Source organism: Chelatococcus sp. GCM10030263, from assembly GCF_042666455.1.
GTDB lineage: Bacteria > Pseudomonadota > Alphaproteobacteria > Rhizobiales > Beijerinckiaceae > Chelatococcus.
The window spans coordinates 925,851-951,904 of sequence record NZ_JBHTDB010000003.1 but is presented as its reverse complement, the minus strand read 5'-3'; the positions used below and the strand labels follow the sequence as shown (position 1 = coordinate 951,904).

Genomic DNA, 26,054 nt, shown 5'->3' with positions numbered 1-26,054 from the left:
TCGCTAGCCCTTGAGCGCTGCGACCGCCTGCCAATCGACTTCGAGCCCGAATCCGGGTTCTTCACTCAGATACACGCGGCCGTCACGATAGCCGGCGCCGCCATGGAAGATACGGTGGTGAACGGGGTGCATATCGTCGCGCCCCACCGATTCCGCCGCAAAGGCCGCGTCGCCGAAGGCCGAGACGAGATGCGCGTGGAGATGGGCGGCCGTATGCGGGGCGACCATGACGTTCTTCGTCTCGGCGTATTGGGCGATGCGCAGCGCCTCGCTGAAGCCCGCATAGCGCGTGCAGTCGAACTGCACGTAGCGGATGGCACCCGAATCGATGAAGTCACGCACCGCAAAGCGGTGCCACTCGCGCTCGGCATGGGCGAGGGGGATGTCGGTCGCGGCGGCAAGCCGCGCGAAATCTGCCGGCTGCAAGTACCAATGCAGCGGCTCCTCCAGCCAGAAGATGTCGTAAGGCGCGACGGCGCGCGAAAATTCGATGCAGTCCTCCACGCCGAAGGGCGCATTGAGGTCGAGCATCAGGAGGATGTCGGGACCGATCGCCTCGCGCACGGCGCGCACGCGTTCGACTTCCCCAGCAAGGCCGAGTGCGCCGGTCTTCAGCTTGACGGCGCGAAAGCCCCGCGCCACGAAATCCGCGAGCTCGCCGGCGCAGGCGAGCATCGGCTCGCCTTCGCTGTAGAACCCACCGACCGCATAGGTGAAGACATCGGTGCGCGTGCCGCCGAGGAGGCGAAAGACGGGCAGATTGGCCGTCTTCCCCTTGATGTCCCATAGGGCGATGTCGATGCCGGCCATCGCCGCCATGAATTGCGGGCGCTCGTGCCGTGGCAAGGGCGCCGGCAGGCCGTCCCAGTCGCCGAGCCCGCCGGGCCGCGGGCAGGTGATCGACAGCATCTTTCGCCAGATCGCCTCGTGCCCGAGAGGATCCATGCCGATGAGCGCCGGCACGATCATCTCCAGCATCCGGCAGACGATGGGCTGCGGCCCCGATGAGATCTCGCCGATGCCGACGAGGCCCTCGTCGGTGCGCAGTTCGACGAGGATGAGCTGCGCGCGCCGGAAGGGCTCGTGCGCCGTCCAGGACACTTTGCCGAAGTCGACCGACAGGGGATGGAACAGGATCTCGGTAATCTTCACGGGAGAACCTCTCGCGACGGGGGGCTGGCGGCCGATGCGGCTGGCGACCCTGGCGGTGCCGAGATGAGATCGGCGGGCCTGATGCTCTCGCCACGCGAAAAGCGCAGCATGTTCTCGAAGGCATGGCGCGCCATGAGGGCCACATCCTCCATGAGGCTGCCCGCGGAATGCGGGGTGAGCACCACGTTGTCGAAGGCGCGCAGGGGCGAGCCCGGCGGCAGAGGTTCTTCGGCGAAGACGTCGAGCCCGGCGCCGGAGAGATGGCCGCTCTGCAGCGCCGCGACGAGCGCCTCCTCCACGACGAGTTCGCCGCGCGCAACGTTGATGAGCACCGCGCCGGGCTTCATTGCCTCGATCTCGGCCCGGCCGATCAAATGCCGGTTGGCGGCACCGCCGGGGCAGTGCAGCGTCACGATATCGCTGCGCGAAAGAAGCTCCGGCAGGGGTGCGAAGGAGGCGCCGAGCGCCGCCTCGTCCGGCACGGGCCCGCCGCGCTTCGTGTAGAGAACGGTGGTCCCGAAGCCCGCAAGAAGCCGGGTAACGGCCTTGCCGATATTGCCGAAGCCGACAATGCCGACGGTCTTGCCATAGAGCCGCTGGGACACCGGCCGCAATTCGGCGGGGATCCAGCGTCCGTCCCGCACGGCCCGGTCGGCGACCACGATCCGCCGCAACACCGTCAGCATCAGCGTCACGGCATGTTCGGCGATCGTCTCGGCATTGGCGCCGGCGGTAATGGCGACCGTGATGCCACGCCGCGCGGCAGCCGCGACGTCGATCTTCTCGTAGCCTGTGCCCCATTTCTGAATGAAGCGCAGCCGCGGCGCACGCGCCAGCATGTCATCCGTAACCGGCGCCACGACGAGCAGCATGTCGCTGTCCGTGAGCATGGCCTCGGTCATGTCCTGCGGTCGTTCGGCATAGCTCAGCTGGAAATTCGGCGGCGCGACTCTGTTGATCACCGCCTGCGCGGCCGGATCGAAGACGAAGCCGAGACAGGCGACACGCAGGCGGGCCTCGGCGGCTGGGATTGGTGTCTCCGTCATGGCGAGGCCTTCGTGGCGGCGAAGATGGCAGGGCTCAGCTCTGACACGCGGCGGCAGCCGAGATAGCCCATGTTCTTCTCGAACTGTGTGGCGAAGAGGCTCAGCACCTTCTCGGCACCGGCTTGGCCGGCGGCCCCGATGCCGTAGAGCGTGGCGCGGCCGACGAGCACCGCATGGGCGCCGAGCGCGACCGCCTTGGCGATGTCGCTGCCGTGCCGCACGCCGCTGTCGAGGAAGATCGTGGCCTTGCCACCGACCGCGGCGACGACCTCCGGCAGCATGTCGATGGTCGCGGCGGCGCTGTCGAGCGCCCGCCCGCCGTGGTTGGAGACGACGACGCCGTCCGCCCCGTTGTCGACCGCGCGCCGGGCGTCCTCGCCAGTCAATATGCCCTTGACGACGAGCGGGCCGGGCCAGAGCTGCCGGACGCGCGCGATATGCTCCCAGGTGACTGCCTGGCTGTTCTGCGGTGCCTCGTCGGCGCGCCCGCGGGTGATGCGGTGCCGGTATTTCTTCGGATAGTTCTCATGCCGCGGCATGCCGCCGTTCATGACATAGCGCCCGATGACGCCGGCGACCCAGCGCGGGTGGAGCGCCATGTCGGTGAGGAAGCGCGCGTTGAGCGAGATGGGGTCGGTGAAGCCGTTGCGGTCGTTGTATTCGCGCGTGCGGCCGAGCGCCGTATCCACCGTGATGAACAGGGCTTCGTAGCCGAGATCGCGGGCGCGGGCGACCATCTCGAGCGAGAGGTCCTCTTCCTTCCACATGTAGAACTGGAACCAGAGCCGCCCGCCCGCCTTGCGCGCGATCGTCTCCATCGAGGTGATCGAGGTCGCTGCGAGCGTGAAGGGAACGCCCGCCGCGGCCGCCGCCCGCGCCAGCGCCAGCTCTCCTTGATACCAGCACAAGCCCGCGATGCCGGTCGGCGCGATGGCGAGCGGAAAGGCGATGCGCTTGCCGAAAATCTCCGTGCCCATGTCGCGCTCGCTGAGATCGACGAGGAACTTCGTGCGCAGCTTGAGCCGCTCGAAGGCCTTGATATTCTCGTCCAGCGCGAGCTCCCGCTCAGCGCCGCGGTCGATGAATTCGAAGACGCCCTTGGGCAGATGCCGGCGGGCAGCGTTGCGCATGTCCGCCAGATCGTAGCAGCGATCGAGCCGTGTCATCGAGCTGCCGCCTCAGACGGCGCGGCGGTAGCCATGGCGCGCTGGTTCAGCCGGTGCTGGGAGCGCAGTGACCAGATGAACATGGCAATCGAAAGCAGGAAGCAGGTTCCCGAGATCGGATGCATGAGAAGATCGAGATAGGATCCGTCGGACAAGGTGAGCCCGGCGCGCAAGCTCCGCTCCGCGATCGGGCCGAGAACAAAGCCGATGACGAAGGCACCGAGTGAAAAGCCTGTCTTCTCCATGGAGAAGCCGACGACGGCGAAGCCGAGCATGACGAAGACGTCGAAGACGCGGTTGTTCTCGGCGAAGACGCCGATCAAGCAGAACACCAGGATGATCGGGAGCAAATACCAAACGGGCACAGTCATCATCTTGACGAGATAGCGAATGCCCGCCGTCATGACGATGAACAGCACGAAATGGGATAGAAGACAGGCGGCGAAGATGACATAGGCGATGTCCGGCCGCTGGGTGAAGAGCAGCGGACCGGGCTGCAGCCCGTGGATGACCAGCGCCGCCAACAGGAAGACATCCGTCACGCTGCCGGGAATGCCCATGGCGATGAGCGGCACGAGCGCGCCGCCGACGGTGGCATTGTTCCCGCATTCGGACGCGACAATCCCGTCGGGATGGCCGGTGCCGAACTTTTCCGGGGTCTTGGAGGTGGTCTTCGCTACGGTATAGGCGACGAGCGAACCGACGGTGCCGCCGATGCCCGGCATGATGCCGACCCAGGTGCCGATGAACGAGGACCGTACGAGGTTCCACCACTGCGCTTTCCACTCGCGCAGGCTGATCCACATCTTGCCGGCCTTCATCTCGACCGCCTCGGCTTTGCGGTCGACCGCGATGGTGTCGGACAGGACTTGCGCCACGGCATAGGCGCCGACGAGCACGGACAAGGTGGAGAAGCCCGCGTCGAGGTCATGGAAGCCGAAGGTGAGCCGGAGGCCGCCGGTGGACGGATCGGTCCCCGGCATCGACACGAGAATGCCGAGCAGCCCCGAAATCAGGCCCTTGATGATCGAGCCTTGGCCGAGCGCGGCGATGAGCACCAGGGCCATCATGACGAGCGCCAGGATGTCAAAAGGCCTGAGCCTCACCGCGATTTCGGAGAGGGGATAGGTGAGCGTCACGAGCGCGACCCAGGAGACGAGCCCGCCGAAAAGCGAGGCGCCGATCGCATAGCCGAGCGCGCGCCCCGGCTCGCCGTTACGCGCCATGGGATGGCCGTCGAAAGTCGTCACGATCGAGGACGGCTCGCCGGGGATGCGCAGCAGGATCGCTGTGACGAGTCCGCCGGCGATGGCTCCGACATACATCGACACCATGAGCGTGAGCGCGTTGTTGACCGTCATGTAGAAGGTCAAGGGCAGCACCAGGGCGATGCCCATGGCGCCCGTCACACCGGGGATCGCGCCGAGAACGACGCCGAGAACGGTCCCCCCGATGAGGAAGAGGATCGTCCCGGGCGACATGACGGCGAGTGAAGCGTGAAGGAACCCTTCCATGTGGACGCGCAGCTCTCGCTTACGGCAAGTCGACGCCGAAGACGGCGCCGAAGAGGTAGGTCAGTCCATATCCCACCACCACCGCGCAGACGGCGGCGGGCAAGATGGCGGATTTCTCGAAGCGCCTGATCGACAGTGCGGACACGAACAGGAAGAGCGTGCTCGACAGTCCGAACGGCAGGCGCGCATGGAGCAGAACGACGCAGATGACGAGATAGCCGAAGATCGACACGGCGAGCCAGGGCCGCGGCGCGAAGGAGGTGTCCTCCGGTTCGGAGACCCTGACCGGCGTGCGTGCCAGGAAGGTCTGGAGCAGCGCGACGAGCGACAGCACGATGATAGCGCTGGCGACGATCCGCGGCATGGTGCCGGATCCGAGCGGGTCGTAGAGGCCCGCCCGCAGCCCGAGCGAATCCCAGTAGATCATCGCAGCCGCCACCATGATCGCAAGAATGGCGCAGGTACTTCCGAAATTTTTTCTCAAGCCTCGTCCTCCTGCATTCTCGGCTGATCGATCCCGTCCGCTCGTTCGTCTTTCGGCCGGGTCAATTGGGCTTCATGCCCGCCGTCATCGGCTTCAGGCGGGTGAGCTCGGCGGCGAGATGGTCCTTGAGCTCCTGGCCGGTTCGGATGTCCAGGGACATGCCGAGCTTTTCGCGGAATTCCTTCTGCACGACATCGGTGCCGAGGGCCTTCTTGAAGGCCTCCGCGAGGATGGCGATCCGCTCCGGCGGCGTGCCTTTCGGGGCGTAGAGATTGTGCTCGTTGCAGAAGACGGCGTTGTATCCGAGTTCCTTGGCGGTCGGCACGTCGGGGATCGCCGGATCGCGTTTCTCACCCAGCAGCGCGAGCGGCCTCAGGCCGCCGCCACGGAAGGCGACGATCTCGCCGACACCGAAATTGCCGACATTGATGATATTGCCCTTGATCCCGGCAAAGCTCTCGGCCGCCCCGCCTAGCTGCACTTTCTTGAAGCGGGCGCCGGGGCTCCCGCCTTCCATCATGGCGATGGCCATGTGATTGGCGCTGCCGATATTGCCGCCCCAGATGATCGAGTCCGGCTTGGCGACGGCCGCGTCCATCAACTCCTTGTAGGATGTATAGGGGCTGCCGTCGCCGACCGCTGCCGCCATGCACTGGGTATTGATGGAGATGACCGGCTCAAAATCCCGGTATCCGAAGTCGCTGAGCCCGGCGGCCTCCTGGATCAACATGGCCGACTGGTGGATCAGGATCGTATAACCGTCCGGCGGTGCGTCCTTGACCTGGCGCGCGCCGATCGAACCGCCGGCACCGGCCACATTGACGGGAGCGATCGGCTGCGGGAGGAACTTGTTCTGTTCGATGGCGATCTGCAGGATGCGCGCCGAGGCGTCCGTTGCGCCGCCCGGATTATAGGGAATGATCCAGCGGATCGGCTTCGTCGGGTAATCCGCCGCAGATGCGACCAAGGGCAGCGCGCTGATCGCCACCGCCGCAACGGCGCGTGAAATTGTCGTCACCCAGCTCATTCATTCCTCCCTGTTTTCTTCATTCGCGCCGAAGGGACACGCATGCCCTGGCTCTGCGTGCCGGGATCTGTGCTGCCTTCGCTCATCGGACAGGCGGGCAAGTCACCTCCGATTTTATGACAAGCATGGAGGTTGCATTGTCGCCTATCCGACAGTTCCCACGATTTCCCGCGGAACGGCCGCGAGATCGGCGGCATTGCCTCAATGAAGCGCCACAGATGCGGCCGCCCGGCGTGGAGCGACGACGCCTGTGAGCGCTGTGGACCGGCCGTCGATTGCGCCGGCCTCTCGGGAGGCCCGGACGAATATGCGTCGGCCCTCGCGGCGGATGTAATCAGACGTATCGAGGGCGGCGAGCAGCGTCGTCACGCTTTGCCGGGAGGCGCCCACCATTTCGGCAATCTCCTGATGGGTGAAGCGGCCGTCGATCTCGATTTCGTCGCCCCGCCGAATGCCGTACAGCTCGCCGAGGTGGCGCAGCGCCATGACGATCCGCCGCTCCAGCGCCGGTTCCGCCAGAATGCGAATGATCGTCCTGAGCAGCGCTCCCTTGAATTCGGATACGGCGAGCACCGAGCGTAGCGCTTCAGGCGAGCGCTCGACGAGTTCAAGATATTTGGAGCGTCGTATCCATAGCAGGCGGCTGTCGACGAGCGCCTGCGCCGACCAGGAGTGACCACCCGCCCATTCCGTGCAGCCATGGGCGCCGAAGAGCATGCCTTCGCGATAATAGGAGGTGGTAAGCGAGCTGCCGTTGTCGGTGATGTAGTGCACTTTGACCGCGCCGCTCTTGAGGATGAAGAGATTGTCCGATGAATCTCCCTGGTGGTAGAGCGCCTGCCCCTTCGCGACCGACTTCTCGACCGAATGCGACAGCAAGAAGTCTCTGTCTTCGGTGTTCAGGAGTTCGAGAAGCTTGGGAAAGCGTTGGTCATTGGCGCGGAAACGGTCGCTGAGTTTATTCTGGTCCACGTGCATCTCCCGACGACGCTGCTTCATCTGCGGAACGGCGAGGTCATGCTGCCTGTGCGCCCGCGCCCACACGCACGAGCTTGCGCACCTGGCAGAGATCCTCCGGGATGGGCTCGCCGGGGAAAAGCGCCGGCCAGGAATTCATGCCGACCTGCCCGACATAGATGTTGCCGCGCGAATCGAGCGCGACCGAATGCGTCGACAAGAACTGCCCCGGCGCATTGCCATAGGGCGGATCGCCCGCAAGCCTCCCGAGAGGCTTGCCGTCGGGCGTCATGATGCTGATGCGCGGCCCGAGATTGGGCGCACGCCGGTTGAAGCTGTAGAAGGGGCCGAGTTCGCCGACATAGCAGACGGTCTCGCCGGCGCTCTCCATGAGATACAGGCCGCCCGGCCGGTGCAGGTTATTGATTTGCGCTTCGAAGCGGCCGTTGCCGTCGAAGATCTGAATGCGATGGTTCTCGCGATCGGCGACATAGAAGAAGCCATCCTTGTCGCAGCAGATCGCATGCGGAAGATTGAACTCGCCCGGTCCCGATCCGGATTCGCCCCAGGACGTGACGTATTTGCCGTCGCGCGTGAACTTGTGCACCTTGGCATTGCCATAGCCGTCGGTGACATAGAGATAATCCATGTCCGGCGACAGCACGGTCTGGGTGCAGCGGTTGAACGGTCTGCCGCTCATGTAGGGCGCAGGCTCGTTCGGCGTGCCGAGCGTCATGAGGACCTTGCCGTCCGGCGTGCATCTGCGAACCGTATGGTCGCCCCAGTCCGTGCAGTAGATATAGCCGTCGGGCCCCACATAGACGCCGTGCGCGTCCTTGAAGATATCCTGGCCCCAGGTATCGACAAAATTCCCGGCGGTATCCACGATGACCATCGGATTAGGACCGCGATTGAAAAGATAAACGCGATCCTTGTCGTCGACGGCCACTGCCGAGACGTCGCCGAGGGCGACATCCGGCGGAAGCTTGGGCCATTGTTCCTCGACCCGGAAGGTATAGTCGCCACTGCCCATGATGACAGCCATGGTGTTCTCCTCGATTCCGAAATGTCGCCGTCAGACGGTCAGGGCCTTGACTTCTTTCCAGTCGACTTCGAGGCCGAAGCCCGGCTCTTCCGTGAGATGGACACGCCCGTCCTTGTAATAGGCGCCGCCGCTGAAGATGTGGTGGTGGACCGGATGCATCCGCGGATCGCCGACGCATTCGGCGCCGAAGGAGGCATCCCCCAGCGCCGAGACGAGATGGGCATGCAGATGCGGCCAGGAATGCGGCTGCACGAGCACGCCCTTCTGTTCCGCATAGAGGCCGACGCGCAGGCCCTCGGTGATGCCGCCGAAACGCGCCGAGTCGAACTGCAGATAGCGAATGGCGCCGGAATCGACGAAATCACGCGTCGTGAAGCGATGCATTTCGCGCTCGCCGTGCGACAGCGGGATCGGGCTCGCCTGCGCCAGCCGGACGAAATCGGCGGGCTGCAGATACCAATGCAGCGGCTCTTCGAACCAGCAGATGTCGAAAGGCGCGATCGCCTTGGCGTATTCGATGGCGGCGGTCACGTCATAGGCCGCATTGGTGTCGACCATCAGCAGGATGTCCGGCCCGATGGCCTCGCGCACTGCGCGAACGCGTGCCACCTCGTCCTTCAGCGAAAGCGCGCCGGACTTGAGCTTGACCGCGCGATATCCCTGCTCGACGAAGCGGGCGAGCTCGTCCGCGCAGGCGAGCATCGGCTTGTCCTCGCGATACATGCCGCCGACCGAATAGGTGAACACATCCGTGCGCGTGCCGCCGAGAAGCCGAAAGACCGGCAGGCCGACGGCCTTGCCCTTGATGTCCCAGAGCGCGATGTCGATGCCCGCCATAGCCGCCAGGAACTGCGGCCGGAGATGGCGTGCGAGCGGCGACGGCAAGCCGTCCCAGCCGCCGATGCCGCCCGGCCGGGGACAGGTGATGGACATCAGGCGCTGCCAGATCTCCGCATGGCCGCATGGATCCATGCCTATGATGGCCGGCGCGATCAGCGACAGCATCTCGCAGACGATCGGCTGCGGGCCGCTGGCGACCTCGCCGATGCCGACGATGCCTTCGTCGGTTCTGATCTCGACCAGGGTGAGATAGGAACGGCCGAACGGCTCGTGCGCCGTCCAGGATACGAAGTCGTGATCCGCCGCCAAGGGATGGACGACGATATCGGTAATCTTCATGGCCCAGCGTCCTCTCGCGTCTGCCGCCCTTGGCGGCGCTGCGTCATTCGATATGACGATCAATCGATCGGCGTGATCGCATCGCCGTCGGGCCCGGCGCATCCTGGTTCAGCACCTGTGAGGCGCTGACTGGCATGCACAAGATCCCAGGATCTCTGCCGAGCGCGGGCTGATGTCCGCCTGCGCCGACAGCAAGCTCCGTTCGCCGGGCGCGGTTGTGCCCGACGTCTTGTCCGCTACATCGTTGTGTTCCTCTCGTCCGACGCCGCAGCCGGGCGTAGCGGCGGCCGACGGATGGCGGCGTCGAGCCGCCTTTTCTCAGATGAGCTCCGACGTCTTGACGTCTCCCAAGATGACCCGGCGTTTGAGCTTGAAATAGATCAGCACGAGAACGGTACCGGACAGTATCGCAAGGCTGATCGGGCTCGTCACGAAGACGGTCACGTCCCCATTCGACAGAAGGAGCGACCGGCGGAAGTTCTGCTCCAGCATCGGCTCGAGAATGACGGCCAGAATGAGCGGCGCCGGATTGCACTTCAGGATCCGCAGCACGACGCCGAAGACGCCGAGCAAGGCGGCGAGGAAGATGTCGAAGGACGAATTCTTGATGCTGAAGACGCCCAGGCACGAGAAGGCGATGATGGCCGGATAGAGCATCTGGAAGGGCATGCCGAGCAGGCGGACCCAGACGCCGATCAGCGGCAGATTGAGGACGAGCAGCATGAGATTGCCGACCCACATGCTGGCGATCAGCCCCCAGAAGAGATCGGGATGTTGCGTCATCACCCCCGGGCCGGGCGCGATCCCCTGGATCTGCAGGGCGCCCAGCATGATGGCCATGGTCGCGCCGGCCGGAATGCCGAGCGTCAGCATGGGGATGAAATGGGTGATTGCGGCGGCATTGGCAGCGGCTTCCGGGCCGACGACGCCTTCCATGGCTCCCTTGCCGAAGCGCGAGGGGTCTTTGGCCATGCGCTTTTCCAGGGCATAGCCCACGAAGGAGCTGAGCATTGGCCCGGTGCCGGGGAAAATGCCGAAGATCGAGCCGAGCGTCGTGCCGCGCAGGATGGGCCGCCAGGAGCGGCTGAGGTCGTCGCGCGTCGGGATCAGCCCGCTCAGCTTGAAAGCGACCTTGGGGCGCTTCGCATGTGTTCCGGAATACTCGATGATTTCGGTCAGTGCATAGAGCCCGACGGCGACCGCCACGAAGTCGATCCCGTCTTCGAGCGACGGCATGCCGAAGGAATAGCGCGCATCGCCGGAGGTGAGATCGGTCCCCATTGTGCCGAGCAGCAGGCCGATCATGCACAGGCCGAGTGTCGTGAGCAGGCTGTCGTCCGTGAGCGCCGAGGCCATAAGCAGGGCCATGACGATCGTCGCGAAATATTCCGTCGGGCCGAATAGAAGCGCGATGTTCGACAGTTGCGGCGAGAGAGCCGCGACGATCATGAAGGCGACGCATCCCGCACAGAACGAGGCGATCGCCGACATGGCGAGCGCCGCGCCGGCACGGCCCTTGCGCGCCAAGGGATAGCCGTCGAGGCAGGTGACCACCGCGCTCGGCTCGCCCGGCATGTTGAGCATGATCGAGGTCGTCGCGCCCGCGTGGTTCGCGCCGTAATAGATGCCGGCGAGCATGATCAGCGCGCCGACCGCCGGCATGTGGAAGGTCAGCGGTATCAGCATGGCGATCGTCGTGACCGGACCGATGCCGGGCAGCACGCCGACCGCGGTTCCGACGGTCGCGCCGATGAGGCAGAACAGAAGGTTCTCGGGGGTCAGGGCAACCTGAAACCCCATGATCAGGCTCTGGACAAGGTCCATCGTCGGGGCTTCCCCTTCCTACCAAAAGAGCTTGAGCGGCAGCTGCATGAAGTGGATGAAGACCACCCATGACAGCGCCAGCACCACGAGATAGATGATCGCGATCTCCAGCGGATGCTGCCGGAGGCGGGCATGGCAGGTGCCGAGCACCATCGCGAGCAGCGATGCGGCAAGGCCGGCAGGCTCGATGAGAACGGCCATGGCGACGATTCCGCCGATGATGAACAGCGTCGGTTTGAGGGAGATGATCTCGATCCCGTCGCCCTCCGTTGCGGTCATGCTGAGACCGACCGACAGAAGGCCGATGAGAATGAGCCCGGAGCCGAGCAGCATCGGGAAATAGCCAGGCCCCATGCTGATGAGGGATCCGATGGGGCGCGGCAGTGCCACGAGCGCGATAGCGCCTATCGCGGCGAACAGAAGGCCCGACCAGAACTTCCTGGCATCGGCGACGCGAAGCATATCTTCCTCCCTGAGATCAGAGGCCGAATGTCACTTGCAGAAAGTGCCTGCCAAAGGTCATCCGCCGAAGGCTGCCTTCGAGCCTTCGGCTGCGCATCGCAGAGGAGACTCGATCCTATGCGCAGGCGGCATTCTGCACGGCGGTCGCTAGTCCAGATGGAAGTCGATGGCCTTCGCGATCTCCGTCCAGCGGTTCAGGTCCTTGATCACGAAGTCCTTGAACTCGTCCGAGGAGAGATCGAGCGGCTCGAGACCCAGCGAATGAAGCTTCTCCGTGGTTCCAGGAGCCCGCAGGACGGCCTGGACCGCTTCCTGCAGCTTCTTGATGATGTCCGGCGGCGTACCGGCCGGGGCATACATGCCGTAGAAGAAGTCTTCGGTGAGCTGCGGATATCCCAGTTCCGTCATCGTCGGGAGGTCGGGCAGCATGCTCGTCCGGTTCCGGCCCGTCGTGGCGATCGCGCGGACCGTGCCGGCGGTCAGATAGGGACCTACCGTGGAGGGTGCGACATTGGTGAATTCGGCATGCCCGCCGGCAACCGCCACCACGGCCGGCGCCGCGCTTTCGAACGGCACATGCACCATGTCGAGGCCGAGAACCTTGGCCATGTAGGCCGGCTGGAGATGTCCGCCGCCGCCCGTTCCGGAGCTCGAGTAGTGCAACTGGCCCGGGTGGGCTTTGGCATAGGCGATGAACTCCTGCATCGTGTTGATGGGGAGCTTGCTCGAAACACCCAGGATCAGCGGGAAGGATGCAAAGGAGGTGACGAAGGCCAGGCTGTCCGGGATTTTGTAGGGAAGGTTTACCTTCACGGCCGGCAGAACGGAAATGCCGTCGGCGGAGGTCCACAGAAGCGTGTAGCCGTCCGGGCGCGCTTTCGCCACATAGGAGATGCCGAGCTGGGACGCGGCGCCCGGCCTGTTCTCCACCACGACGCTCTGGCCCAGAGATTTGCTGAGTTGATCCGCCACGATCCTGGCGGTGAGATCCGTTCCGCCGCCCGGTGTGAAGGGAACGACGATGCGGATCGTCTGTGTCGGATAGGCCGTCTCGGCGAAGGACGGAGCAGATGAGAGCAGCGCTCCGAGCGTGAGCAACATGCCGATCGACGTCTTGAGCATGGAATCCTCCCGTCTTTGCAGGTTCTTTTGTCCTGCCCTGATTAATGAGACGCATTTTTCCGGTGACCTGTTGCCCCGATGCGCCTTATTGACAGTGGTATCAGCCGCCTTCCAGTGCGTCCAATCAGTAATTTTCCCCACTTATGATAAAAAAATGTTATCAGTATGCGAGTCAAAAACTATGCGATGAATTGATCCAAGTAGTCGGCGGAAGATACATGTGGAAGCTTGCGCGCGCTCTCGCCAATATCGAGTTCCGTGCGGTGTGAAGTCAGGACAAGAATGGCTCGCGGGTGGAGGATCGTCTTCGCCTAGTCATGGAGGGTGGCGCGAGGCTGTGCTGACGGCTGCCGTTCCGCGCGGTGCCGCCGACCAGGTATGTTGGCGCCGAACGAGCACCACCGCGCATGCGGTCAGATGTAGAGCTCGGTCTCGGTCACCACCTGATGAACGAGGTCGACCACGTCGCGAAGACCAGGCCCCAATTCCTCGACCTGGTAGCAGATCCACACCTCATAAGCCGGGATCGATGGTGTCACCACGAGCTGGCGCGCCAAGCCCTGCTCCACGTGATCGCGTATGATGCGGGTCGGCACGAAGCCGATGCCGATGCCGCCCAGGATCATGCCGATGGTCGCCGATAGATCGTCGCAGGTACTGAGATGGCGAGGCGTCGCGTTGGCGCGCCGGAGCCACTGCATCACGCTCGTGTTATGCCGCGACGGCGGCGGCGTGATGATGAGATGGTGGCGGCTGACGTCGCCAGGGTTGAGGTTCTTCTTGTCGATGGAATAGTCGCGCGCCGAAAACCACCCGTGCACATTGGTGCCGACCGGTTCCTTCCGGACATCGGGAGCCATGTTGTATTCGGACGTAATGGCGAGATCGAGGTTGTAGTTGTTGAGCAATTCATTGATGGAGCTGCTGTCGCCGACATGAACGGCGATCCGCAGCGATTCATAACGGGCGGTCAGGCGCTTCACCAGAATGGGCAGACAAATCGCGGAAAAGCTCTTGCTGACGCCGAGCCGCAACACGCCCTTGAGCGGGTCGCCAGTGCCGATGCGCAGCGCCATTTCCTCGGCCGTGCTCAAGAGCTGGTCGGCATAGACGAGCAGCGCGGCGCCCTCCGGGCTGATCTGCAGCGACCGGCCCTGGCGAATGAAGAGCTGCGCGTTCAAGGTCCGCTCGAGCTCGCGAATCCGCTGGGACACCGCGGGCTGGGTCAGCCCGAGGTGGCGCGCCGCCGCATGGACGCCACCCAGCCGCACCGTGCGTTCGAAAGCCCGGATTTGCGGCAAGGTCACGTTCTGCACCATCGCTGAGGTGAGGTGTTGGCGACTGTCGCGCAATGAAAAACCTCCGCGGGATCGGCGGAAGTCCTCCGCCTCCGTCTCCGTCGATGCTGCCGTATGGATCCGGCCTCGATCGACGTTAATGCCTCCCGCAGCCCAGCGACAGTGGTTCGCAGAGCCGCCGCCGGCACGGCGGCTCCGCCCCCCCGTGCAGCGAGACAGGAAATGTCGGCTGTCGGACAGCAACAGCGCCCGCGCTCTGCTAGCCCAGTGGCGCGTCGAATGGCGAGCAGGGACCGGGCCGTTGGGCTTTAGGCTTTCGCCATGCGCAATGCTGTCCTTGTGGGGCGATCATGGGTGTCATCGTCGGGTCCGGAGACTTCACCTATCGTGTCTGCGAGAACTGGGCGCAACTGCCGGATGGCTGGTTGCTCGGCGATGTCGCGGCTGTCGGCACGGACATGCAAGACCGGGTCTATGTTTTCAACCGGTCCGAGCACCCGATGATCGTTTTCGATCGCGATGGAAACTTTCTGACGTCCTGGGGCGAAGACATCTTCACGCACGCCCATGGCGTCTCGATGGGCCCAGACGATACGATCTACTGCACGGACGACGGGGATCACACGGTCCGCAAATGCAGCTTGGACGGAAAGGTGCTGCTCGAGATCGGCATCCCGCACGAGCCGCAGCCCTTCATGAGCGGTCGCCCCTTCAACCGGTGCACGCACACGGCGCTTGCGCCCAACGGCGACATCTATGTCACGGACGGATACAGCAATGCTTGCGTCCACAAGTTTTCACCCGATGGCAAGCATCTCATGTCCTGGGGACAATCGGGCATGGGGCCGGGCGAATTCAACCTGCCGCACAACATCACCTGCGACGAGGACGGCTGGGTCTATGTGGCCGATCGCGAGAACCATCGCATCCAGGTGTTCGACGGCAATGGCCGCTATGAAACGGAATGGCGCAATATCCACCGTCCGAACGGCCTCTTCATGCCGCGCGGCCGCTGTCCCATTTGCTATGTCGGCGAGATCGGGCCCTATTGGAGCTTCAATCGCGGTGCCCCTAATCTCGGGCCGCGCGTGTCGATCCTCGACAACAAGGGCAATGTACTTGCGCGCCTCGGTGAGGATCCGCTCGCCGGCAACCGGCCGGGTAAATTTCTCTCGCCGCATTCGGTCGCGGTCGATTCCCGCGGCGACCTCTATATCGGCCAGGTCGCGGTTACCGGCTGGCCATCGCTGTTCCCCGGCGAGCCCTTGCCGAAGAAACTCAGAAGCATCGAGAAATTCGTGAAAGTTCCTGCAGGAACGACGTCTTAGCCGATACAGAACAATCGTCGAACGACAGTACGGGGCGGCGAAAGCCGCTGCGCGGATGAGCCGGGGTCTGGCCCCGCGCCGATTCGCAGCTCGCGCGTGTTCGCGCAGGTTTCGCATATTGTGCTCGGTGTCACCTGATAGATAGTTCCTTTCATAATTCGGCCGAACAATCGATTTCCGCCCCTATGGACATTTTGCTAGTCTCATTGAAACGGGGTGGAAACGTGATCAGATTACTGGAATCGGGCGAGTGCCTTAGCGCTTGCGGCAATGAATATTTGAAGCCTATCCGCGACAACTTATCGCATAAAAGCAGAACAGCGCGACCCTCTCGGCAGTCGCATCATGGCTGAATCGACAATCGCAGCCTATCCGCCGCCTGATGCGGCAGATTCTCCCGCGTCGATCCGTTGGCTGGGGCGCGTGGATCGCGTCATCGGAGGTGCGGTCGAGGCGATCGCGGCGGTTCTGCTTGCGGTCGAGATCGTGCTCCTTCTGGCGGGCGTGATCGCCCGCTATATGTTTCATAATCCGCTCGTCTGGGCTGATGAACTCGCGTCGGTGCTGTTTCTCTGGCTCGCGATGTTGGGCGCTGTGCTCGCCCTGCGTCGGGAAGGCAATATGCGGATGACCGCCTTGCGTAGCCGCACGTCCGGTGGCGTCAGGCATTGTCTCGATCTGGCCTCGGGGCTGGGCTGCTTCCTGCTGCTTGCCTTGATCTTGATGCCTGCTGTCGACTACGCGCTCGAGGAGCAGGTGGTGTCCCTCTCGACCATGGATGGTTCCATGCTGTGGCGGGCAGCGGCCATGCCCGTCGGCGTCGCGCTTATGCTCGTCTCGATGGTGTTGTCGCTACGCCGTCGGCCGGCCATTGCCGATGCGCTGGTGTTCGGCGGCCTGGTGCTCCTCGTCGGCGCAGCCGCTTGGGCAGGGCCGTTTCTGCGCGGCCTCGGCAATCTCAACCTGCTGATCTTCTTCGTCGGCATTGCCGGCGTGGCAGTTCTTGCCGGCATTCCGATCGCCTTTTCCTTCGGCTTGGCGACGCTCGGCTATCTCGCCTTGTCCACGCCCATACCATTGACCATTCTCATTGCGCGCATGGATGCCGGCATGGCGCATCCCATCCTCTTGTCGATTCCGCTGTTCGTCTTCCTCGGCCTGCTGATCGAGATGACGGGGATGGCGGCGGCCATGGTCACCTTTCTCGCCAATCTCCTGGGCCATGTGAAGGGCGGGCTCTCCTATGTGCTCGTCGGCGCAATGTATCTCGTCTCCGGAATCTCCGGCTCAAAGGCCGCCGATATGGCCGCGATTGCGCCGGTTCTCTTCCCCGAGATGGAAAAGCGCGGCATTCCCCGGGGCGATCTCGTCGCTCTGCTTGCCGCGACCGGCGCGCAGACGGAAACTATCCCGCCGAGCCTGATCCTGATCACGATCGGTTCGGTGACCGGCATGTCGATTGCGGCGCTGTTCAATGGTGGATTGCTGCCGGGTGTCGTCGGCGCCTTCTTCCTCTGCGCCGTCATCTGGTTCCGCTCACGTCGAGACGGCGATGCGAAGGTCCTGCCCCGGGCCGGGGGCGCGGCAATTCGCAAGAGCTTTGTTGTTTCGCTGCCGGCGCTTGCGCTGCCCTTCGTCATTCGGTTCTCGATCGTCGAAGGCATCGCCACGGCAACGGAGGTCGCCACGATCGGCATCGCCTATTCGGTGGTGGTCGGCTTCGCCATCTACCGGCAGTTCGATTGGCGCCGGATCTGGCCCATGCTCGTCCAGACAGCGACCTTGTCCGGCGCCATTCTCCTCATCGTCGGAACGGCGACCAGCATGGCCTGGGCCATCACGCAGTCGGGCATATCGCGTGGCCTGGCGCAGGCGATCATCGGCCTGCCGGGCGGCGCCAGCACGTTTCTCGCGGTGTCCGCGCTGATCTTCATCGTTCTCGGCAGCGTGCTCGAGGGTATCCCGGCCATTGTGCTGATGGGGCCGCTTCTTTTCCCCGTCGCGCATCAGGTCGGCATCAACGACATCCACTATGCCATGGTCGCGGTCTTCAGCATGGGCATCGGCCTTTTCTCGCCGCCCTTCGGCGTCGGCTATTACGTTGCCTGTGCGATCGGCGGCGCCACGCCCGACGAGGGGCTGCAGTTCATCGGCCGGTATATTCTGGCGCTCGTGGCCGCGCTCGTTGCGATCGCCGCGATACCTTGGATATCGACGGCTTTTCTCTAGAAGTCGCAAGAATTCTTACCTTGAGATACATGTGGGGAGGATCCAACCATGAAGCCGACACGTCGAGCCTTTACCGCAGGTGCGGCAGCCGCCGTATCCGCCGTCGCGCTGCCGCGATATGCCAAAGCGGCCGAATTTTCCTACAAGATTGGCACGAGCACGCCCTCGGCCCATCCCTTCAACAAGCGGCTGATCGAGGCCGGCGAAAAGATCGGGCGCGCCTCGAACGGGCGCATGGAATTCCAGGTCTTTCCGGATAGTCAGCTCGGCGGCGACAATGACATCCTGCAGCAGGCGCGCAGCGGCGCCATCGAGTTCTGCCAGCCGACCGGCCAGATCCTGTCGGGCATCCTGCCCGTCACGGCCGTCAACGCAATGGGCTTCATCTTCGCCAATTACGACCAGGTCTGGGCGGCGATGGATGGTGATCTCGGCCGTTTCGTCCGCGATCAGATCATTGCCAAGACCAATCTCTATCCCATGGAGCGGATCTGGGATCTCGGGTTTCGGCAGGTCACGACGAGCAATCATCCGGTCAAGGTCGCGACCGACCTGGAAGGAATGAAACTTCGCACTCCGATCGCACCGAGCCTCATCAGCATGTTCCGGGCGCTCAAGGCGGCCCCCGTCGGCATGCAATATGCCGAAGTCTATTCGGCCCTGCAGACCCATATCGTGGATGGTCAGGAGAACCCGCTGTCGCAGGTCGAGGCCGGCAAACTCTATGAGGTGCAGAAATACGTCTCGATGACCAACCACGTCTGGGACGGATATTGGATCTGCTGCAACAACAAGGCTTGGGCGGCTCTGCCGGCCGATCTGAAGAAGATCGTCGCGGAGAGCCTGAACGAGACCGGGCTTGATCAGCGCAAAGACGTGGCCGCGCTCAACGACTCCGTCAAAGGTCTCATCGAGTCGAAAGGCATGGTCTTCAACGATACGACACCCGACACATTTCGCGCGGCCCTGACGAAGGCCGGCTTCTACACCGAATGGAAGGCCAAGTTCGGCGACGACGCCTGGACGCTTCTCGAGAAATATGTCGGAAAGCTGAGCTGAATGGCCGAGGCTGCACGGTCTCACGGGGCCGCCGGCCGGGAAGCCCTGGTCCGGGCGCCCGACGGGGTCGAACTCTCCGTGCGTGAATGGGGCAATCCGCAGGGTGCGGAAATCCTCTTCATTCACGGAGCCGCGCAATGCTATCTGTCGTTCAAGCGGCAGATAGCGAGCGTCCTTGCCGACCGCTTCCGGCTGGTCGCATTCGATCTGCGCGGTCATGGCGGCTCGCAAAAGCCGCTCGAAGACAGCTTTTACCAGCGCAGTGAGGTCTGGGCCGACGACGTGCAGGCGGTGATCGAGGCCAAGCGCCTCAACCGCCCCGTTCTCGTCGGCTGGTCGCTCGGCGGCCGCGTGGTGCGCCAGTATCTGATGCATTACGGCGATCGCGCCTTGGGCGGGATCAATTTCCTGTCTACGCGCCCGATTGAGGATCCGAGCATCGTCGGTCCGGGGTCACGCGCGATCCAGGCGAGCAACGGGCTCGATCTGCCGGATCGGTTGCGGGCGGAGATCGACTTCCTGCGCAACTGCTATGCCAAACCGCCGGTCGGCGACGATCTGTTGGAGGCGATCGCCTTCAACATGCTCGTGCCACGCGCCGTGCGCGAGGCGATCGCCGGCTGGTCGACCGACCCCGAGGCAACCCGCGAGGCACTCGGCAAGGTGAAGGTGCCGGTGCTGATCACCCATGGGCTGCTCGACCAGCTCATCCTGCCCCAAGCGGCGCAGATGACGAGCGATGCAACCAGCGGTGCGGCTATCTCTTGGTACGACGACTGCGGCCACGCGCCGTTCTATGAGAACGCCACGCGCTATAACCGGGAACTCGATCGGTTCGTGATGGAGGCTTCGGCAGGCCTGTAGGACTGAATAGGTTCCGGATCGTCAAAAGCCGGGACCACCAATAGATCCTGCCGACACACAGTCGGAAGACTGCGCCGCGTCGATTGGCCCGACGCGGCGCTTCCCCTCATTCGCTCGAGACTTGCGCCATGGCCTTGGTCGTTCCGGGGTCGTAGCCCGGCAGCACGCGCACGTCGACGACGACTGTCCGGCCCTCCTTGAGGGCGGCAATGGCTTGGGCAAGGCTCTCCCTGAGCTCGGCGAGGTCGGTGACCGGACCGATGCCCACAGCCCCTTGCGCCCGCGCAACCATGCCGAGGTCGATGTCGGGATCCGCCATGCGCTGACCGATCCACTTGTTGTCGACGACTCGGCCGCGCTGGCGCGCCATGCGCTCCTGGTGCAGCTCATCATTGAAGAAGGACGTGTTGTTGGCGACGACGATCAGCACGGGGATGCGATAATGCACCGCGGTCCAGATTGCCGATGAGCCCATCATGAAGTCCCCGTCGCCGAAGACGGCGATCGGCAGGCGACCGGTGCCCTTGAGTGCGAGCGCCGCGCCGATCGCCATGCCCGGCCCCGAGCCGAGGCCTGCGCCGCCGTCGATGCCGAGATAGTCCAGCGGGTGTTCGATGGTCCACAGCTTGCCGGCCCAGGACAGCGGGCCGCGGATGAGGCAGACCTCCTCCGCATCGACCGCCTCGGCAAGTGCGGCGGCCAGGGTAGGAACACTCAGCGGCTCGTCGGACGCATGGGCGGCCAGCACCGGCGGGGCGATCGGCGCAGGCCGCGCCGGCCAGGCCGAGGCAGGGCGCGCGCCGGACCGCTCGACGGCGGGCAGCACGAGCGAGATCGTCGGGTCCGGCTCCGCCAGCGCCAGAATATCGGCCGGCGGCAGCCCCTGGTGGTCCATGCTCCAGCCGTTATGGACATATTGGTCGCCGGAGATGTGGATGACCGTGGCCGAGACGGTGTCCTGCCCCCAGGCGGCCTTGAGCGTGCCGGCGAGGTCGATCCAGTCGAGGCTCAGCACCACGTCGGCCTCTCGCAGGAGCGCGGCGGCATCCGGATTGAGGAAGGTGCCGGCCGGCGCGCCATGCAGGCGGTGACTGGTTGGAAAAGCCGCCGGCGCCTTGAGGTCGGTGAGCACGACCGCATCGAGCGCCTCGGCGAGGCGAATGCGCTCGTCCCAAGCCTTTTCCTTGCGGCTCACGCGCCCGGCCAGGATGATCGGCCGCTTGGCGCGCAGGAGATGGCCGGCAATCTGGCCGATGACCTCCGGTGACGGCACGGTCGGCGGCCCCGGCCGATAACGCTGCGGATCGGGGATTGCCGGGCGCTCGCCGAGCTTCATTTCCTGGAGCCCGGCATCGAGGCAGATATAGGTCGGCCCCTTGGGGTAGCTATTCGCCATCTGGTGGGCGCGCAGAAAGGATTCCACCGCTGCCTCCACGGAGGCGGGCTGGTCGTCCCATTTCGTATAGGGGCGCAGCAGCGCGCCCTGATCGCGGGCCGTGTGGATCCAGTCGATCCAGGGCCGGCGCTTGGCGGCATCCACCGGTCCCGTCGCGCCGACGATCACCATCGGCACCCGGTCGCACCAGGCGTTGAATACGGCCATGGTCGCATGCATCAGACCGACATTGCTGTGCACGATCGCCGCCATCGGCTGCTCGGTCACCGGGGAATGGTCTGCTCGACCAATCGCAAGAATCGGGTTTTGCGAGCCTTCGCAACCCACGATTTTTGCGATACCCCAATCCCTGGAACAGACGTTCCATTTCGCCGGGATCGGGTGTTGCGTGTCCCCGCAACCAAATCACAAAAAAGGCCGTCCCCACACAAAGGGACGGCCTTTTTGCGTTAACCACCTCAACACCCCCACACGGGCGCCGCCCCTACCAGGCTGTGAAGCCGCCGTCCACCACGACATTCGAGCGCATGAATATCGCATCCCTTCGCGGATGCTGAAACCCGCAATCATCGGTTCTTGCGAAAGCAAGGCACCCCAAAACCCGGCGTCCGAAAGGACGCCGGGGTTTTTCTTGTTGGCGGCGAACCGCAGGATCGCCGCCAAGTCGCCGCGCAGCATGATCTGCAGGTCCTTGCCCTCGGGGACCAGTTCGATCTGGTCGACAAGAGAACGGAAGGTCAGCGCCGCCTGAGCCGTCGTCTCCTCATTCTGGAGATCGCCGTAGAGCGTCGAGATTCGATGGTGGTAGACCTCGGCCATGTTCGGATGCAGAAGGGGCGGCGGCTCTTCCGCATTCGCGAGCTGGTCTTTCAGCTCCGCCTTTCGCGCCTCCAAGGCGCCGATCTTATCCTTCAGCGCAGTTCCGGGCCCCCCATCAAGGACGGCTTGGATCGCCTTGCCGTATGATGGCCCAGCCTTGCTTCTCGGCGTAGAGGCGGCAGAGCGGCAATTGATCCTCGATGCTGTTAAAAGGGAAGTGAACGCCACGGCCGTCGGCCAAGGCGACAACGCCCGCGACGGCCGACCTGCTCAACAAAGCCCTTCAGCACCGGCGACGATGGTTGGAAAGACCGCCGCGCCGTTAAGGCGCGAGGGGTTGCGCTCATTGCATTCAGTACATGGAGGCGAGCGACAGCCCACCGTCGATCCGGATATCGTGGCCGGTGGTCCAACCCGCCAGATCGGACGCGAGATAGGCGACCGCCGCTCCCACCTCTTCGGCCGTGCCGAGCCGGCCAAGCGGATGGCGGCTGCGGCGCCGCTCGAGCGTGGCCGCAGGATCGGCCGCCCTGCCGATCGCCTCACGCGTGAGATCCGTCAGCACGAGGCTCGGGCTGACCGCGTTCACGCGGATCCGGCGTGCGGCAAGGTCGAGCGCCATCTGCTTGACCATGCCGATCACGCCGGCCTTCGCGGTGCAATAGGCGAGGCGCTCGGGATGCGGAACGCTGCCGGCGATCGAGGCGATGACGATCACCGAGCCGCCGGCATCCGGCATGTGCGGCAGGACGTGCTTCGTGAAGAGGTACGTCGGGAGCAGGTTTGCGTCGAGCACGCGCCGCACGTCTTCCAGCTCCGCGTCGGCCACCGAGCCGATGGCGGTCGCCCCGGCGCTGACGACGAGACAGTTGATGCTGCCGAGATGCGCGACGGCATCGGATACGATCCGCTGCACATCGGCCTCGTCAGTCGCATCGCCGGCCGCGTGGCCGGCCGCGCCGGCGCCGAGATCGGTTTCGACCGCGGCCAGCACCTCCTTGCGCCGGCCGGTCAAGAACACCCGCCCGCCTGCCGCGACGAGCGCTTTGGCGGAAGCAAGGCCCAGCCCGGTCCCTCCGCCGACGACGAGAGCCCGCATCACAGCTTCCAGGCGTGGACGGAAAGGGCGTTCTTGCGGATGAACTCCCAATCGTAGGTGACCCCGAGACCAGGACCAGTCGGCACCGGCAGGCACCCGTCCCTCCCTACCGATTCCGGCTGGTCGGAATAGCCGCAGGTATAGACCGGGGGAACGAGGTTCGGCATGCCGGGCCCGACAAGTGCAAGCTCGTAGAAATGCGTGTTGCGGATGGCGGCCACGCAGGCCCGGTGCGCCGGACCGCAGGCGTGAACCTGGATGTCCATGCCTATCGACTCCGCCATATGCGCGATCTTCATGAGCCCGGTGATGCCGAGGTCGTATTCCGGATCCGTATGGATCATATCGCAGCCGCCGGCGAGCGCGAACGCTGCTTTCTGTTCGGGGCCGCGGATATGCTCGCTTACCAGGAGCGGCGTCTTCAGCTTTTCGCGCAGCATGCGCTGACCCTGCACGGACACGCTGGCGTCGCGGTAGGGGTCTTCATACCAGAGACATTCGGCCTCGTCGCAAGCCCGGCCGACATAAAGCGCGTCGGCCCAGGTGCGCAGCTCACAACCGGGATCGACCATGATCTCCATGGTATCCCCAACTGCCTCCCGCGCCTTCAGCACGACGGCGGCCTCGCGCTTCTTGTTGCCGTCGTGCCAGCCGTGAATTTTGAAGCCGGGAAAGCCCTGGTCGCGGCAGGCCGTGGCGTATTCGGCGAAGGCCTCGACACTATCGAGACCGCCAGGCTCGTCCTGGCCATGATGGGTGCTGGCATAGGTCGGCAGCCGGGTCTTGTACGCGCCGAGCATGGTGGCAATGGACATGCCATATTTCTTGCTGACGAGATCCCACAGCGCGATATCGAGCGGGCCGTGGCCCATATGATCATATGCGCGCGCCTCGCGTTTCAGATCGTCGTAGATTTCTTCGCGATGTTCGGCATTGCGGCCGAGCAAATGTGGCGCGAGCATCAGCGTCTGGCCGAGGGCCGACTGAGTGCCGACCCAGTGGGTCACGTAATGGCCTTCCACCCCGTCGCGCGTGGCGAGCCGCACGGCGTAGCGCATGACATCGAGTCTAGCGCCCTTCTGATAAAGGAGGTTGCTGACACCCATGGCCCGGTGCTCTCCGAGCCCAAGATCCGCCACCTGGAATGTGAAGGGAATGACCTCGATTTCAGTGATGATACTCATGGGACCTTTCCTCGCATTGTCGAACGGGGCGCCTCAGGGCGCGCCATAACCCATGGCCACTCTCGGCAGCCAAAGCGTCAGATCTGGCCAGTACATGATCGCGAGGAGACCGATGCTTAGGACCATCAAAAAGGGCACGAGCGGTCGCATCGCCTTCGCGTATTCGACCCCACCGATCTTGCAAGCGAGCAGCAACAGCACCGCAACCGGCGGGGTCAGCGCGCCGAGCAACACCGCCACGATGGTCACGATCGAGAAATGGATGGGGTCGAAACCGTAGGTATTGCCGATCGGCGCCAGCACGGGCACGACCAGGATCAGCGCGGAGATCGTCTCGATGAACATGCCGATCACGAGCAGGATCAGCACGATGATCAAAAGCACCACGGCGCCGTTCGTGGTGAAGGACGACAGCCAGGCGGCAATCGCGTCGGGAATGCCGGCCCGGGCGATGATCCAGCTGAACAGCGAGGCGCTGCCTAGGATGATCAGAATGCTGGCGGTGGAAATTGCGCCGCGAAGGGCGAAGTGATAGACGGGCCCGGGCTTGAGCTGGCGTGTCGCAAAGCCGTAGAGCAGTCCATAGGCCACCGCGACGATGCCGGCCTCTGTTGGGGTGAACACCCCCGACAGAATGCCGCCGATGATGAGCACCGGCATTACGAGCGCCGGCGCAGCCTTGCCGAAGGAGGCGCCGATTTCCGGCAGCGAAGCGCGGGGATAGCGCGGAGCGCCGATGGCATCGGCCTTGACGTAGACCAGGATCATCATGGCCGCGGCCATAATCAAGCCGGGAATGATGCCGGCGAGAAACAGGGTCCCGATGGAAAGACCGGTCATCGATCCGTAGAGTACCATCAGGATGCTTGGCGGGATGATGGGGCCGAGGATGGAGGCGGCGGCCGTGATCACCACCGACCATTCGCGCTTGTAGCCCTCCCGCGCCATGGCCGGCAGCAGCATGCTCCCGACGGCGGCGCAGTCGGCAGCAGCGGAGCCCGAGATGCCGGCGAAAATGATGCTGGTGACAATGTTGACCTGACCGAGACCGCCGCGCAGATGGCCTACGAGCGAGCGGGCAAACTGCACGATCGCCGAGGTCACGCCGCCGAGGTTCATGAGTTCCCCGGCGAAGATGTAGAGCGGAATGGCCAGAAGCCCAAAGCTGTCGAGCGAGCTGAACACGCGCTGCGGCAGAACCAGAAGCGGAACGGACCCGTCTATCAGCAGGGCCGCCACAGCGCTGAGCCCCATCGCGAAAGCGATCGGCACGCCGAAAGCGAGCAGGATCGCAAATAGGGCGAACATCAGACCGACGATCATCAGACGAGCTCCTCGGCGGGCTCGCGGCGCTCGCCCCGGCAGAGCAAGGCAATAATCGAGAGCGCGGCGCCGATCGGAATTGGCGCGTAGAACCAGACCCGCGATATACCGAGCGTCGGCGACTCCGCCGGCAATCCGCGCAGCGCGAAGGCATAGCCCCACCACGCGAGCACAGCACAGAACGCGATAGAGGCGCCGACTGCGATTGCCCCCTTGGCGCGCATGAGGCCGCGGCTGCGCAGGTCGAGGAGATCCACGACGATCTCGTCCCGCCGAAACAGGCTGATCGGCGTCGCGAGCAACACCACCCAGACAAGCAGCAGTCGAATGACTTCCTCGGTCCAGAAGAGCTGAAAGCCGAGGGCGTAGCGGTTCAGGACCTGTAGAAAAGTCAGGGCCATCATGATCGCAAAGAGCGCGACCACGACTGCTCCGAGGGCGGCAAAGCCGCGCTGCGCTATCGTTGAAATCACCGGT

At 64.2% G+C, this 26,054-nt stretch carries 23 protein-coding genes; 4 read left to right on the top strand and 19 right to left on the bottom strand.

The genetic code is table 11. From position 1 onward, the window contains the following. Positions 1–3 precede the first annotated feature (3 nt). From ACFQU1_RS09020 to ACFQU1_RS08960, 13 genes are all read right to left on the bottom strand, one after another. Complete coding sequence (locus ACFQU1_RS09020; protein WP_378131477.1) at positions 4–1,152, bottom strand: mandelate racemase/muconate lactonizing enzyme family protein; 1,149 nt, start codon at positions 1,150–1,152, stop codon at positions 4–6. Beyond that, positions 1,149–2,198 carry a 2-hydroxyacid dehydrogenase gene (locus ACFQU1_RS09015; protein ID WP_378131475.1) on the bottom strand — a complete coding sequence of 350 codons (1,050 nt, stop codon included), beginning with the start codon at positions 2,196–2,198 and terminating at the stop codon, positions 1,149–1,151. The genes ACFQU1_RS09020 and ACFQU1_RS09015 overlap by 4 nt, the downstream gene beginning before the upstream one ends. Beyond that, entirely contained in the window at positions 2,195–3,364 is a 1,170-nt protein-coding gene (locus ACFQU1_RS09010; RefSeq protein WP_378131473.1) for an alpha-hydroxy acid oxidase, read from the bottom strand. Before ACFQU1_RS09010 ends, ACFQU1_RS09015 begins: the two co-directional genes overlap by 4 nt. Then, positions 3,361–4,878 (bottom strand): tripartite tricarboxylate transporter permease, encoded by a 1,518-nt coding sequence (locus ACFQU1_RS09005; protein ID WP_378131471.1) that lies wholly within the window; start codon positions 4,876–4,878, stop codon positions 3,361–3,363. Before ACFQU1_RS09005 ends, ACFQU1_RS09010 begins: the two co-directional genes overlap by 4 nt. A 19-nt stretch (positions 4,879–4,897) precedes the next feature. Then, positions 4,898–5,362 carry a tripartite tricarboxylate transporter TctB family protein gene (locus tag ACFQU1_RS09000; protein ID WP_378131469.1) on the bottom strand — a complete coding sequence of 155 codons (465 nt, stop codon included), beginning with the start codon at positions 5,360–5,362 and terminating at the stop codon, positions 4,898–4,900. A gap of 61 nt (positions 5,363–5,423) precedes the next feature. Next, positions 5,424–6,389: a Bug family tripartite tricarboxylate transporter substrate binding protein gene (locus ACFQU1_RS08995; RefSeq protein ID WP_378131467.1), complete on the bottom strand. Its 966-nt coding sequence runs from the start codon at positions 6,387–6,389 to the stop codon at positions 5,424–5,426. A 201-nt stretch (positions 6,390–6,590) separates the two neighbouring features. Continuing rightward, positions 6,591–7,361, bottom strand: a complete 771-nt coding sequence (locus tag ACFQU1_RS08990; protein WP_378131465.1) for a Crp/Fnr family transcriptional regulator — start codon at positions 7,359–7,361, stop codon at positions 6,591–6,593. Between the two features lie 43 nt (positions 7,362–7,404). Continuing rightward, on the bottom strand, positions 7,405–8,391 hold the full coding sequence (locus ACFQU1_RS08985) for a peptidyl-alpha-hydroxyglycine alpha-amidating lyase family protein (protein WP_378131463.1): 987 nt from the start codon (positions 8,389–8,391) through the stop codon (positions 7,405–7,407). A gap of 30 nt (positions 8,392–8,421) precedes the next feature. Then, positions 8,422–9,570: a mandelate racemase/muconate lactonizing enzyme family protein gene (locus ACFQU1_RS08980; protein ID WP_378131461.1), complete on the bottom strand. Its 1,149-nt coding sequence runs from the start codon at positions 9,568–9,570 to the stop codon at positions 8,422–8,424. A gap of 318 nt (positions 9,571–9,888) precedes the next feature. Then, on the bottom strand, positions 9,889–11,394 hold the full coding sequence (locus tag ACFQU1_RS08975; protein WP_378131459.1) for a tripartite tricarboxylate transporter permease: 1,506 nt from the start codon (positions 11,392–11,394) through the stop codon (positions 9,889–9,891). 18 nt (positions 11,395–11,412) lie between these two features. Then, positions 11,413–11,856 (bottom strand): tripartite tricarboxylate transporter TctB family protein, encoded by a 444-nt coding sequence (locus ACFQU1_RS08970; RefSeq protein WP_378131457.1) that lies wholly within the window; start codon positions 11,854–11,856, stop codon positions 11,413–11,415. Between the two features lie 147 nt (positions 11,857–12,003). Further along, positions 12,004–12,978, bottom strand: a complete 975-nt coding sequence (locus tag ACFQU1_RS08965) for a Bug family tripartite tricarboxylate transporter substrate binding protein (RefSeq protein ID WP_378131455.1) — start codon at positions 12,976–12,978, stop codon at positions 12,004–12,006. A 413-nt stretch (positions 12,979–13,391) separates the two neighbouring features. Further along, complete coding sequence (locus ACFQU1_RS08960) at positions 13,392–14,330, bottom strand: LysR family transcriptional regulator (RefSeq protein ID WP_378131453.1); 939 nt, start codon at positions 14,328–14,330, stop codon at positions 13,392–13,394. 296 nt (positions 14,331–14,626) lie between these two features. Between ACFQU1_RS08960 and ACFQU1_RS08955 the strand changes: the two genes are divergently transcribed. The 4 genes from ACFQU1_RS08955 (at position 14,627) to ACFQU1_RS08940 (ending at position 19,756) form a co-directional block, all read left to right on the top strand. Further along, positions 14,627–15,604: a peptidyl-alpha-hydroxyglycine alpha-amidating lyase family protein gene (locus tag ACFQU1_RS08955; RefSeq protein WP_378131451.1), complete on the top strand. Its 978-nt coding sequence runs from the start codon at positions 14,627–14,629 to the stop codon at positions 15,602–15,604. Positions 15,605–15,949: 345 nt separating this feature from the next. Further along, positions 15,950–17,833, top strand: a complete 1,884-nt coding sequence (locus ACFQU1_RS08950) for a TRAP transporter large permease subunit (RefSeq protein ID WP_378131449.1) — start codon at positions 15,950–15,952, stop codon at positions 17,831–17,833. A 48-nt stretch (positions 17,834–17,881) separates the two neighbouring features. Next, a complete protein-coding gene (locus ACFQU1_RS08945) occupies positions 17,882–18,892 on the top strand; it encodes a TRAP transporter substrate-binding protein (protein WP_378131447.1) in 1,011 nt (336 codons plus the stop codon). Next, the gene (locus ACFQU1_RS08940) at positions 18,893–19,756 is read left to right on the top strand and encodes an alpha/beta fold hydrolase (RefSeq protein ID WP_378131445.1); all 864 of its coding nucleotides are present in this window, start codon (positions 18,893–18,895) and stop codon (positions 19,754–19,756) included. A gap of 106 nt (positions 19,757–19,862) precedes the next feature. On the opposite strand, the gene ACFQU1_RS08935 is transcribed toward ACFQU1_RS08940, so the two are convergent. The 6 genes from ACFQU1_RS08935 to ACFQU1_RS08910 form a co-directional block, all read right to left on the bottom strand. Continuing rightward, positions 19,863–21,404 (bottom strand): thiamine pyrophosphate-binding protein, encoded by a 1,542-nt coding sequence (locus tag ACFQU1_RS08935; protein WP_378131443.1) that lies wholly within the window; start codon positions 21,402–21,404, stop codon positions 19,863–19,865. Between the two features lie 153 nt (positions 21,405–21,557). Beyond that, complete coding sequence (locus ACFQU1_RS08930) at positions 21,558–22,046, bottom strand: hypothetical protein (protein ID WP_378131441.1); 489 nt, start codon at positions 22,044–22,046, stop codon at positions 21,558–21,560. A 277-nt stretch (positions 22,047–22,323) separates the two neighbouring features. Next, positions 22,324–23,070 (bottom strand): SDR family NAD(P)-dependent oxidoreductase, encoded by a 747-nt coding sequence (locus ACFQU1_RS08925; protein WP_378131439.1) that lies wholly within the window; start codon positions 23,068–23,070, stop codon positions 22,324–22,326. Next, a complete protein-coding gene (locus ACFQU1_RS08920) occupies positions 23,070–24,254 on the bottom strand; it encodes an enolase C-terminal domain-like protein (RefSeq protein ID WP_378131437.1) in 1,185 nt (394 codons plus the stop codon). Before ACFQU1_RS08920 ends, ACFQU1_RS08925 begins: the two co-directional genes overlap by 1 nt. 33 nt (positions 24,255–24,287) lie before the next feature. Beyond that, positions 24,288–25,577, bottom strand: a complete 1,290-nt coding sequence (locus ACFQU1_RS08915; protein WP_378131435.1) for a TRAP transporter large permease — start codon at positions 25,575–25,577, stop codon at positions 24,288–24,290. Further along, on the bottom strand, positions 25,577–26,050 hold the full coding sequence (locus ACFQU1_RS08910; protein WP_378131433.1) for a TRAP transporter small permease: 474 nt from the start codon (positions 26,048–26,050) through the stop codon (positions 25,577–25,579). Before ACFQU1_RS08910 ends, ACFQU1_RS08915 begins: the two co-directional genes overlap by 1 nt. Between the last annotated feature and the right edge of the window lie 4 nt (positions 26,051–26,054).